The following is a 12,114-nucleotide window of genomic DNA, read 5'->3' as shown; positions in this document are numbered from 1 at the left end:
TAGAAGTAATCCAAGCTAACGCGCGAAACACATACTCGTTTCGCCACTAATATGAATTGACCGCGTTCAGGGCGAAGAACGCACCGCCAGACAAACAAATTCATGTAAAGACAAATCTTCATACTTCCCTCTTTTCTGCGGGAGAAACTTGTGCGCGCCCAAACTAGCAACTTAGACAATAGTTCTATCGCTCTTATTGCCAAGGCAATAAACAAAGAAGGTTACGCCTGCATTCCCGAATTCCTCAGCAGATCGCAGCTTGAAGAACTTCGTGAGCAGCTTTCCATCGAGGCCGAGCGACATGAAGGCAACTACTTCGCGTATCACGGCGACAATGCGCTGGCGGGAAGTCCGCTCGTTGCGCTGAAGGCGTCGCCTGATTTCCAGAAGATGCTCGCCGATGTTTATCGACAGGCGGTCGGTAACAGCGCGCCGAGTTCTGAAATATTCCCCGTATTGCGCTGCGTTCAGGGAGGCAGCGGACGGCGCGAGTCCAACTGCTTTCACTTCGATGCCAGTCTGGTGACCGCCCTGCTCCCTATCGAAATCCCCCAACAGGGCAAGCCGAACGAGCGCGGCGATCTGTTGCTATTCGCCAATCGGCGCCGTGTTCGCCCCAGTGTGCTGCTCAACGTGCTGGAGAAAGCACTGGTGCAGAACACCTTCACACGCAAGCTGATCAGCCTCGGCATACGGCTGCATTTGCTTCGACCGCAGCGTCTGCGTCTGGTGCCCGGCAACCTCTATCTGTTCTGGGGCTATCGCTCACTGCACGCCAATGAGCCCTGCAACCCGGCCTATCGCCGTGCCACGGCGATCTTCCACTACGGCGATCCGCATGCCGGCAGCCTGCTGACCAGCCTGATCCTGGCGGTCAACCAGCACCGTGCACGTCGCGCCAGCCAGATAAGCGACCAGCACGCCGTCTGACTGCCCTCCCCTTGCCGGCCAGAAACCGGAGAAGGGCCGCATGGCCCGATAAGGAAATCGACATGATCAACGTGACCAAGTCTTACCTGGGCAACAAAGACAAGTTCATAGCCTACGTCGACCGCATCTACGACACGGGCTGGCTGACCAACCAGGGCCCTTTGGTGATGGCGCTGGAACAGCGGCTGCAGGAATACCTGGGTGTGAGGAACATCATCCTCACCAACAACGGCACCATCGCCCTGCAGATCGCCTACCGGGCCCTGGGGCTCACCGGCAGCGCGATCACCACGCCGTTCAGCTTCGTGGCCACGACCAGCTCCCTGCAATGGGAAGGCATCCGGCCGATCTTTGCCGACATCGACGAAGCCACCTGGAACATCGATCCCGAGCGGATCGAAGCGTGCATCGCCCCCGATACCAGCGCCATCGTCGCCACCCACGTGTTCGGCAATCCTTGCGCGGTCGAACACATCCAGCGCATCGCGAACCGGCACAACCTCAAGGTCGTGTACGACGGTGCCCATGCGTTCGGCGTGCGTCACGGCGGCCAGTCGGTGTTCAACTGGGGCGACATCAGCACCCTGAGTTTTCATGCCACCAAGCTGTTTCACACCATCGAGGGTGGCGCGATCGTCACCAACGATGACGCGCTGGCCGCGCGGATTCGCCTGCTGTGCAACTTCGGCATCGTCGATACCGACATCATTCAGGGCATCGGCATCAACGCCAAGCTCAACGAATTCTCCGCGGCGATGGGGCTGTGCATCCTCGACGACATCGAGGACATCCTCGACCAACGTGCCGAGATTGGCCAACGCTACGAGCGCGAACTGGGTGGCTATTTCGACCTGCAGGCGCCGCAACCGGGCAGCCAGCGCAACTACAGCTATTTTCCCGTTGCGCTGGCGAACGAACTGCAGCTGCTGCGCAGCCGTGAGCAGCTGAACGACAACGGCATCAATCCGCGGCGCTATTTCTACCCCTCGCTGGACACGCTGGAGTACCTGCAGCCGCAGGCTCCGCAGCCGCGCTCGCGCGCGCTCAGTCGTCGCGTGCTGTGCCTGCCGATCTACCCGGGCTTACCGCCCAAGGTGCAGAGCCGCGTCATCCAAACCCTGATTCATGAATCGATTCACAGCGAACAGGCCAGCCGCGCGCTGTTCAACCCGCTGGTCCGGGCCTTTGACCTGGCGCAGCCGCAGCTCACCGTCGCCACCTGCAAACGTATTTCCTGATTCGAATGGACGCACCTAACACCATGCCTGATCCGAAACGGCTTTCGGTACTGCGCAACACCGGCCTGAACTACCTTGGCCAGGCTTACGCCTTGCTGGTGGGTATCGTCATCCTGCCGTTCTACCTCAGCCATCTGGGCGCCGAGGCGTATGGACTGATCGGCTTCTTCGCGGTGCTGCAGGCCTGGCTGCAACTGCTCGATGCCGGATTGTCGCCCTCGCTGGTCCGGCAGATCGCCCATTACCGCGGGCAGGCGGAGGATTTTGCCGAGCTGACCGAGCCGGGCCGCCTGCTGCGCTCGTTCGAGATCATCTTCGTCCCCATCGCTCTGCTGACGTGGGCCAGCATCCACGCCGCCAGCGGCTGGATTGCCGAACACTGGCTGCAAGCCCACGAACTCAGCGGCGCCACACTCGCCCAGTGCATCAGCCTGATGGGCGTGCTGGTCGGCCTGCGGCTATACGCGACGCTGTACAAGAGCGGCCTGCAAGGGCTGGAGCTGCATGGCTGGCTGAACGGCGCGAACATGCTGATCGCCACCCTGCGCTACTTCGGCGGGCTGTTTCTGGTCGCCTTCGTGACGCAGGATCCGCGCGACTTCTTCGTCTTCCAGGTTGCGGTCGCGCTGATCGAAACCCTGCTGATGGCCTCGCGCGCCTATGCGCTGATGCCCAACCCGCATCTGTTCACCGGTTTCGACTGGTCGGTGGTCAGGCCGGTACTGCCCTTCGCCGCGGGGATGACGCTCACCTCGGTGCTGTGGATCGTCCTCACGCAGCTGGACAAGGTGCTGCTCTCCAAGGTGCTGCTGCTCAAGGAATACGGCTATTACTCGCTGGTCGCGCTGATCGCTACCGGGCTGCTCACCCTGACCAACCCGCTGGTGCAGACACTGCTGCCGCGCATGACCATGCTCACCGCCGAAGGGCGGATCGCCGACATGCGCGCGCTGTACCTCAACGCCAGCCGCTTCGTCTGCAGTGTGCTGTTCCCGATGGCGGCGGTGATTGCCTTCCACTCGCGGGAACTGATTTTCGCCTGGACCGGCGATGCGCAGGCCGCGGCATGGAGCGAGCCGATCCTCGCCTGGTACGTGCTGGGCAGCGCGATCCTCGCGGTAGGTGCCTTCCAGTTCTACCTGCAGTACGCCTTCGGCGAGCTGCGCCTGCACATCTGGTTCAGCGTCATCTCCACGGTGATCAGCATTCCGCTGGTGGTCTGGGCCGTTCTGCAGCATGGCGCGCTCGGTGCGGCACTGGCGTGGTTCGGCCTGCGGTTGATCACCTTCGTCATCTGGCCGCCGCTGGTACACCGGCGCTTCGTTCCGGGTCTGCACGGCATCTGGCTGAAAGACCTGGTTCGTATCACCGCCATGACCGTTCTCGGCCTGCTGGTCGGCGAGCCGCTGTTCGACGCCATCGCCAGCGACGAGCGCATCGACATCCTGCTGGGGCTGGCCAGCAGCGGCCTGATCTGCCTGGTCCTGGTCGCCGCCAGCTCCCGGCCGCTGGTTCTCAAACTCTACGTGTTGATCACCAAACCGAGCCTGTGACATGGAATTGAAGAGCGAATACGCCATCAGGTCGCGCTGGCAAGGCCGCACCGAGCCGACGCTGAGCATCATCTGCCTGACCTACAACCACGCTCCCTTTATCAGGAAGACCCTGGAGAGTTTTCTCCAGCAAGAAACGGATTTCCCTTTTGAAGTGATCGTGCATGACGACGCCTCCACCGATGCGACCGCCGCGATCATCGCCGAGTACGCCGCGCGCTACCCGGGCATCGTCAAGCCGATCTACCAGCAGCAGAACCAGTTCAGCCTCGGCGTACCGTTCAGCACGCGGCTGTTCGCCCGTGCGGCGGGTCGCTACATCGCCTACTGCGAGGGCGACGACTACTGGACCGATCCGCGCAAGCTGCAGATCCAGGTGGATTTTCTCGAACGCCACCACGACTACGTGCTGACCTACCACGACGCCTTCATGTTCAACAGCCAGGGCGTCATCCGCAGCCCGCAGTTCACCGGCAAGTTGCGCCAGGACGCCAGCGCACGCGAGCTGATGCAGGGCCGGCCGTTCTCCACGCTGACTGTGTGCTTTCGCAACCTGCTGCAGGAGCTGCCACCCGAACTGCTCGGCGTGGAAGTGCTGGACATCTGCTGGTGGTCGCTGCTCGGTGCCCACGGCAAAGGCAAGTTCATCGATGAGATCAAGCCGGCGGCCTACCGCGTTCACGAAGGCGGCATTTTCTCCATGCGCCCCAGCCGACAGCGCATCCAGATGACCCTGCACGCCCATTACTGCCTGGCCCGTTACTACCAGCGCATCGGCAAACGCGAGCTGTACGAGTACTTCCTCGGCCAGGTTGCCAGCGAGTGCCTCGCGCTTCTCTCGCCGCTGAGCAAGCTGCAGGCGCTTTGTGGTGTTGCCCAGAACCTCGCACTCAACCTGTTGCGGCGCCTGGCCCCGCGACCGGCCAAAGGCTGAGTTACAAAACCCTGTTTCACTGCACCATCAGGATGGATCCCCAATGACTGCACTGACCCGCTCCTCGCTGGAATACGACACGGACAGCCGTATCGATCTGGCCGGTATTCTGCGTACCGCCTACGACCACAAGGGACTGATCGCCAGCATTACCGGGCTGTTCGCCGCCCTGGGCATCGCCTACGCCGTAGTCGCCACGCCGATCTACGAAGCCACCGCCATGATCCAGATCGAGCCGAAGAAGACCGGTATCACCGGCGTGCCGGAGGTCGTGCCCCGGCCGGATTCGGTATCCCAGGCCGTCACCGAGATCTCCCTGCTCAAGTCGCGCGCCGTGCTGGGCAAGACGGTGGAAAACCTCAAGCTCTACATCACCGCCAAGCCCAAGCGGCTGCCGCTGCTGGGCGGCTACCTCGCGCGGCAGCACGACCCGGCCGTCGACGGTCCGCTGGCCGCCCCGCTGTTCGGCCTCGCCAGCCTTGCCTGGGGCGGCGAGAAGATCGAGGTGTTCCAGCTCGACGTACCGCCGGCCTACCTGGGCGAAAAGCTCACCCTCGTCGCCGAGAACGACGGTGGCTATCGGCTGCTGGATGAAGAACAAACCCTGCTGCTGCGCGGCGAAGTGGGCCAGGCCGTAGTCAGCCGTGGCTTCAAGGTCCAGATCAGCGAACTGCTGGCGCGTCCCGGCACCGAGTTCGAGCTGGTGCGCAGCCGCGCGCAGACCACCGCACTGGATTACCAGGACCGACTCAAGGTCGGCGAAGCCGGCAAGGACTCCGGGATCATCTACCTGTCGCTGGAAGACGCCGACGCGCAACAGGCCACCGCCGTGCTCGACGAAATCGGCCGCCTCTATGTACGCCAGAACGTCGAACGCAGCTCGGCCGAGGCCGCGCAGCGTCTGGAGTTTCTGCGTTCGCAGCTGCCGCTGGTGCGCAAGGAGCTGGAAAAGGCGGAGGCTGCGCTCAATGCCTACCAGACCAGCGCCAAGTCGGTGGACATCAGCATCGAGACCGAATCGGTGCTCGAGCAGATCGTCGAGCTGGAAAAACTGCTCTCCGAGCACAACCTCAAACGCGTCGAGTACAACCGGCTGTACACCCGCGAACACCCGATCTACCAGACGCTGATGAAACAGATCGGCCAGTTGCAGACGCAGAAGGAGCAGCTGCTGAAGAAGGTCGATGCGTTGCCGGAAACCCAGCAGGAGCTGCTGCGGTTGAAGCGTGACATGGAAGTCACCACCGAAACCTACACGCTGCTGATGAACCAGGCCCAGGAGCAGGACGTCCTGCGCGCCGGCACCATCGGCAACGTGCGCATCATCGACGATGCCTACACCACCACCGAGAAACCGGCCAAGCCAATCCGTCCGCTGATCGTCGGCATCGCCATCTTTCTCGGACTGCTGGCCTCGGCGCTGGTCATCCTGCTGCGTCAGGCCTTCTATCGCGGCGTGGAAAGCCCCGACGTGATCGAGAAGCTCGGCATTCCGGTGTATGCCGCCACGCCGTTCTCCAGCCGTCAGGAGCAACTGCAAAAAGCACACAAGGCGAACGACGGTCTGGCCCGGCTGCTCAGCCTCACCGACCCGGCCGATCTGGCAGTCGAGTCCATGCGTAGCCTGCGTACCAGCCTCAAGTTCGCCACCCTCGAGGCGCGCAACCGGGTGCTGATGATCACCAGCCCGACGCCGGGCGTCGGCAAGTCGTTCGTCTCCAGCAACCTGGCGGCGGTCATCGCCCAGAGCGGCCAGCGCGTGCTGCTGATCGACGCCGACATGCGCCGCGGTTACCTGCATCGCGTGCTGGGCCTCACACCGCGCCACGGTCTGTCCGACGCACTCGCCGGCGGACTGCCGCTGAACGAGGTGACCCGGCGCACCGCGCAGAAGAATCTGGATTTCATCGCCAGCGGTTGCAACGCGCCAAACCCGTCCGAACTGCTGATGCACGACAATTTCGCCCGCCTGCTCAAGGAAGCCGAGCAGCACTACGACTTCGTCATCGTCGACACCCCGCCGGTGCTGGCCGTGACCGATGCCGTGCTGGTCGCCCAGCAGGCCGGCACCAGCCTGCTGGTGACGCGTTTCGGCGTCAGCAGCGGCGCACAGATCGAGGCCGCCAAGCGCCGCCTGATGCACAACGGCGTGCTGCTCAAGGGCGCGATCCTCAACGGCATACGCCGCCGTGCCTCCAACTCGGCGTACGACACCGGCGCCTACGGTTACTACAGCTATCCCCAGAAAGCCTGACAACGCACAAGGAGAAGCGCCGTGCTCCGCACCATCGCCATGATGCAACCGTACCTGTTTCCGTACCTGGGCTACTTTCAACTGATCAACGTCAGTGACGTGTTCGTACTGGGCGACGACCTGCAGTACGAAAAGGGCTCATGGATGAATCGCAACCGGATTCTGGGTGACGGCCAGCCGAAGCTGATCACCTTTCCCCTGAAGAAGGGCCACCAGTACGACCGCATCAACGAGCGCTGGCTGAGTGACGACTTCGACCAGCAGGCCCAGACCCTGCTGCGCAAGATCGAGCATGCCTACGCCAAGGCACCGCAGCGCGATCAGGTGATGCCGCTGCTGCGCGAGATTCTCGAATACCCGGAGCGCAACCTGGCGCTGTTCACCGAGCACTCGCTGCGCCGCCTGTGCCAGTACATGGGCATCACCACGCCGATTTTCCGCGGCTCGGACTTGTGCCTGCCGCCGGTGATGGACAAACAGGACCGCGTCATCCAGATCGCCCGGCGCATGGACGGCGAGCTGTACCTCAACCCCATCGGCGGCATCGACCTGTACTGCCCTGCCCGATTCCGCGCCGAAGGCCTGCTGCTGCGCTTCCTGCGTATGGACGACGACCTGAACTACCCGCAACTGAACCACCCGTTCGTGCCAGCGCTGTCGATCATCGACGTACTGATGTTCAACGACCGCAAAACGCTCAAGGACATGCTCAACCGCTTCGGCGTGATCGAAGGGCGCGAGACAAGGCCAACGCTGCACCTGGCATGACCCTCATTCCGGCCAGGCTGGCCGATCCAAACTGGGAAGGACCTCACATGACACCGCTCCACACACCGCGCTGGTACCTCATCCAGACCAAGCCACGCCAGGAATCACGGGCCGAAGAGCACCTGCAGCGCCAGCACTATGAGTGCTACCGCCCGTTGCGCAACACCACCGGCGGCAGGCAGCAGGCGCGCCACGCCGAGCCGCTGTTCCCCGGCTACCTGTTCATTCGCCTCGACCCCGCCAAGGACAACTGGTACCCGATCCGCTCCACACGCGGCGTCAGCCGGGTCGTCAGCTTCGGCGGCCACCCGATTCCGGTTCAGGACGAGCTGATCGAGCAGTTGCGCCAGCGCCTTGCCGTGCCGGCGATGGTCGCGGCGCCGTTCAGCCCTGGCGAGCGGGTGCAGATCAGCGGCGGGGGGCTGCGCGAGCTGGAGGCGATCTTCGTCGCCAGCGACGGCGAGCAGCGCTCGATCATCCTGCTCAACCTGCTGCACCGGCAGCAAAAGATCACGGTGCCGAACCACTACCTGCAGTGCTTTGCATGAACGGCCGGATTGTCCGGCATCAGCGAGTCTCGAACCGATGAAGATCCTTTTTCTCAACGCCTTCTATCCGCCACACATCGGCGGCGGCGCCGAAGTGGTGCTGCGCCAGCTGGCCGAAGGTCTGCAACGGCGCGGTTGCGACGTGGCCGTGCTGGCAACCGGACCGGATGCCGGCCTGCAGCAGCAGGTGCAGCAGAACGTGCGGGTCTACCGTGCGGGTCTGCACAACCTCTACTGGCACTACACCCAGCAGCGCCCCGGCCGCCTCGCGCGCATGGGCTGGCACCTGCTCGACCGCTACAACCAGCGCATGCGCCGCTACGTACGCGCCGTGCTGGCGCTGGAGCGGCCGGACATCGTGGTCAGCAACAATCTCACCGGCTGGTCGATTTCCGCTTGGGACGAGATCAGCGCTGCCGGCGTGCCGATCGTTCAGGTGCTGCATGACCTCTATCTGCTGTGCCCCAAGGACACCATGTTCAACCACGGCAAGGTCTGCACGCAGCAATGCGGCCAATGCCGGTTCATGCGCATCCGCCACGCCGGCGCCTCGGCGCAGGTGGCGGCGGTGATCGGGGTCAGCCGCTTCGTGCTGGAACGGGTCGCCAGCCACGGTTACTTCCCCCACGCCAGCCGCTATGTGGTGCACAACCGCAGCGAAGCCAATGCCGAGCAGCGCGCGCCGGCGGCGCGGCCGGTGAACCAGCCGCTGCGTTTCGGCTACATCGGCACATTGTCGGAGAACAAGGGCGTTGCCTGGCTGATCGAGCAATTTCAGGCGCTGGCCATCGATGCGCGGCTGGAGATCGCCGGGCGCGGCAAGCTGGATTACGAAGCACGGCTCAAGGCCCTGGCCGACCCGGGCAAGGTCACCTTCCACGGCTATCGCAAGGCCGACGACTTCATGCGCGAGATCGATGTGCTGGTGGTGCCATCGCTGTGGGATGAGCCCTTCGGGCTGGTCGCCGTGGAGGCCTGCGCCAACCACGTGCCGGTGATCGCCACCCAGCGCGGCGGCCTGCCGGAAATCATCCAGGACAACCTCAACGGCCTGCTCTGCTCGCCGCACGAACCGCATTCGCTGGCCATCGCCATGCTCTGGCTGTACCTCGACGCCGACCTGCGCGAGCGCCTGGGCCGGCAGGCGCGCGCCAGCGTCGAACCGCTGCTGGATAGGGAACGCATGTTGGATGAGTACCAGTCCATCCTGCGTAAAACGCTTCAGGGAAAGAGCATTCGCCATGAACCAGAGCCTGCTGATCACTGCCCGACGCCCAGCGTCGCATCCGCTCGAGATCGATAAGCCGACGCTGCTGACGCTGATCGCCGCCGCACTGCTGCTGACCGAGACGTTTTCCGGCGCGCTGCGCTACTACAGCGCGCTGGCCGGAGTGTCCTGGCTGCTCTACCTGCCGAAGATGGCGTGCCTGGCCGCGCTCGGTCTGGAGCTGCTCGGCTACCGCGGGCAGCCGCTGTTCTGGCTGGTGCTGCTGGCGCTGGTGACGTCGGCCTGGCTGGCGCTGCTCAACGGCGCGGAGCTGGCCAACATCGGCTTCGCGCTGTTCATCTACATCCCGCTGCTGTTCGGCGTGATCTGCGGCCGGTATCTGGAAGGCAAGCTGGCGCTGCTGATCCGGGTGATCGGCTTCTGCCTGCTCGCCTCGTTCGTCGGCATCGCGCTGGACATGCTCATCAGCGTGCCGTGGAAGGGCTACAGCTACATGCTCGGCGACGTGGAACTGAGCGGCAATCGCTCCTGGGCAATGGACGATATCGACCGCATCGGCGGCTTCGCGCGGATGTCCACCAGCCTGTCGGTGATGATTGCCGTGTACAGCCTGGTTCTCGCTGCCTTCATCCGCTCGCGGCTGCTGCGCGTGCTGCTCTACGGCGTGTCGCTGGCCGGCATCGTGCTGACCACCAACAAGTCGAGCGTGGCGGCGTATGTGGTCACCCTGCTCATGCTGACCTTCGCCGCGTACCGCTTCGCCAGCGCCACGGCGTTTTTCCTCGCGGTGCTGGGTGGCGCGGCGCTGCCGATCGCCAGCCTGCTGTTGCGCGTCGACCCCATTGCCGCGGTCAGCAACAGCCTGCTGGCCTCGTTCGCCGATCGCCTGGTCAACAGCTGGCCGAACTTCATCGACAACGTGACGAGCCAGGCCTCGATCTGGTGGGGCGCGGGCTTCGGTGCGGTGGGCAGCAGCGGCACGGCGTTTCCCATTCCGGGCCTGGAGTTGCTGGCCATCGCCGACAACACCGCGCTGTACCTATGGGGAATGCTCGGCCTGAGCGGCGTCGCGCTGTACCTGCTGGCCCTGCCGCTGCTGCTGCGCCTGCACGAGCGCGGCCCGCGCGTGCGCAGCGGCCTGCTGGGCGCAGTGTTCTGCATCTGCCTGGTGGCCTGGGCCACCGACGTGCTGGAAGTGCCCATTGCCAGCCTGTTCCTCGGCCTGGCGATTGCCCACGTGCTCACCCCGCTCGACCGACCGGCGGCCAGCCTGATGACGCCGCGCATCACCGATCCCCGCCACCTGGCGTAACCACGACGAGACCGATGATGAATTGCTTCGCCCTGTTGCCGCTGGCGCTGTTCGGCAGCCTGCTCGGCTTCACCCTGACCACGGCGGCACAGACCGCCGAGCCGCTGTTTACCGTTGGCGTCTGCTCGCACGAGCTGCACAAAGGTGTAGCCGGCAAACAGCCCGGCGCGCTCGCCAGCGCCGCCGGCATCACCTCGGTCCGCACCGATGCGCACTGGGCCTACGTGGAACGCGAACGCAACCGCCTGCTGATCGAGCCCTCCTGGCAACGCTACCTTGCCGACAACCGCCGGCACGGCCTGGATACGCTGTTCATCCTCGGCTACGGCAACCGCTTTCACGGCGAGGGCGAAAAACCTCGCAGCGAGCCGGTGCGCGCGGCGTTCAACCGCTACGTAAGCCACCTGGCCGGCGCGCTGAAAGGCCAGGTCGCGCACTACGAAGTGTGGAACGAGTGGGACGTGGAAGACCCGCACAGCCCCACCTTCAGCGAGGACTATGCGCGTCTGGTCGCCGACGCCGCCGGCATCATCCGCGAGCAGGATCCGGCCGCCAGGGTGCTGGCCGGCGCGGTGACGACCCAGGGCATCGAATCCGGTTTCGCCCGGCGGCTGATCGAGCATGGCGTGCTGCAAGCGGTCGACGGCCTGTCGCTGCATCCGTACGTGCACTGCCGCGGCTGGCGGCGCGACACGCCCGAAGCCTGGATCGACTGGCTCGCCGAGGTCGACCAGCAGCTGAGCGTGGCTGCCGGCCGGCCGGTGCCGCTGTACCTGACCGAGATGGCCTGGCCCGCGCATGACGGCGCCTGCGGCGTCAGCGAGAAACTGCAGGCGGCCTATCTGGCGCGCAGCTACTTCCTCGCCCGCACGCTGCCGAACGTCAAGGGCATGTGGTGGTACGACTTCAGAAACGACGGCACCGATCGCCGCGAGCGCGAGCACAACTTCGGCCTGCTGCGCCACGACTACTCGGCCAAACCGGCGTATGCGGTGCTGCAGGCGATCAGCGAGATCGTCGGCGAATACGAACTGCTCGGCCACGAGCGCCGCGCCCGTGGCGAGGTGGTGCTGTTGCGCTTCGCCCGCGACGACGACGAACTGCTGGTCGCCTGGACCGGCGGACGCCCGCGCACGCTGGCCATCGAAAGCGCCCGCGGGCGGGCCGGCAACGTGCAGATGCTCGATACCGCCACGCCGCAGCGCGGACGCTTCGCCAGCGACGTGCGCTGGAACTGCGCCGCTGCCGGTCAGGCCTGCACGGCGCGCATCGAGCTGAACGAGTTCCCCAAGATCATCAGTACCCGCGCGTCGCCGACGCACTGAAACACTCTGTCTTGCCGGCGCCGG

General features: G+C 64.5%; 10 protein-coding genes. All 10 read left to right on the top strand.

Annotated elements, in window-relative coordinates; translation table 11 throughout:
- The first annotated feature begins 150 nt into the window (after positions 1–150).
- The 10 genes from NAV27_RS13125 to NAV27_RS13080 all read left to right on the top strand — a co-directional run bounded on the left by NAV27_RS13125 (position 151) and on the right by NAV27_RS13080 (position 12,090).
- Complete coding sequence (locus NAV27_RS13125; protein ID WP_102828582.1) at positions 151–930, top strand: hypothetical protein; 780 nt, start codon at positions 151–153, stop codon at positions 928–930.
- A gap of 62 nt (positions 931–992) precedes the next feature.
- Complete coding sequence (locus tag NAV27_RS13120) at positions 993–2,168, top strand: DegT/DnrJ/EryC1/StrS family aminotransferase (RefSeq protein WP_102828583.1); 1,176 nt, start codon at positions 993–995, stop codon at positions 2,166–2,168.
- A 23-nt stretch (positions 2,169–2,191) separates the two neighbouring features.
- Positions 2,192–3,721 (top strand): lipopolysaccharide biosynthesis protein, encoded by a 1,530-nt coding sequence (locus NAV27_RS13115; protein ID WP_102828584.1) that lies wholly within the window; start codon positions 2,192–2,194, stop codon positions 3,719–3,721.
- A 1-nt stretch (position 3,722) separates the two neighbouring features.
- Complete coding sequence (locus NAV27_RS13110; RefSeq protein ID WP_054094897.1) at positions 3,723–4,655, top strand: glycosyltransferase family 2 protein; 933 nt, start codon at positions 3,723–3,725, stop codon at positions 4,653–4,655.
- Between the two features lie 43 nt (positions 4,656–4,698).
- Positions 4,699–6,909 carry a polysaccharide biosynthesis tyrosine autokinase gene (locus NAV27_RS13105; RefSeq protein WP_102828585.1) on the top strand — a complete coding sequence of 737 codons (2,211 nt, stop codon included), beginning with the start codon at positions 4,699–4,701 and terminating at the stop codon, positions 6,907–6,909.
- A gap of 21 nt (positions 6,910–6,930) precedes the next feature.
- A complete protein-coding gene (locus NAV27_RS13100; RefSeq protein WP_102828586.1) occupies positions 6,931–7,677 on the top strand; it encodes a WbqC family protein in 747 nt (248 codons plus the stop codon).
- Between the two features lie 47 nt (positions 7,678–7,724).
- Entirely contained in the window at positions 7,725–8,225 is a 501-nt protein-coding gene (gene rfaH, locus NAV27_RS13095; RefSeq protein WP_102828587.1) for a transcription/translation regulatory transformer protein RfaH, read from the top strand.
- A 37-nt stretch (positions 8,226–8,262) separates the two neighbouring features.
- Positions 8,263–9,528 carry a glycosyltransferase family 4 protein gene (locus NAV27_RS13090; RefSeq protein WP_102828588.1) on the top strand — a complete coding sequence of 422 codons (1,266 nt, stop codon included), beginning with the start codon at positions 8,263–8,265 and terminating at the stop codon, positions 9,526–9,528.
- The gene (locus NAV27_RS13085; protein WP_102828589.1) at positions 9,467–10,765 is read left to right on the top strand and encodes a hypothetical protein; all 1,299 of its coding nucleotides are present in this window, start codon (positions 9,467–9,469) and stop codon (positions 10,763–10,765) included. The genes NAV27_RS13090 and NAV27_RS13085 overlap by 62 nt, the downstream gene beginning before the upstream one ends.
- A 17-nt stretch (positions 10,766–10,782) precedes the next feature.
- Positions 10,783–12,090, top strand: coding sequence for a hypothetical protein (locus NAV27_RS13080; RefSeq protein ID WP_102828590.1), 1,308 nt, complete (start codon positions 10,783–10,785; stop codon positions 12,088–12,090).
- Positions 12,091–12,114 lie beyond the last annotated feature (24 nt).

It is taken from the genome of Stutzerimonas degradans (genome assembly GCF_024448505.1).
Classification (GTDB): domain Bacteria; phylum Pseudomonadota; class Gammaproteobacteria; order Pseudomonadales; family Pseudomonadaceae; genus Stutzerimonas; species Stutzerimonas degradans.
This window is presented reverse-complemented; position numbering and strand designations above follow the sequence as displayed.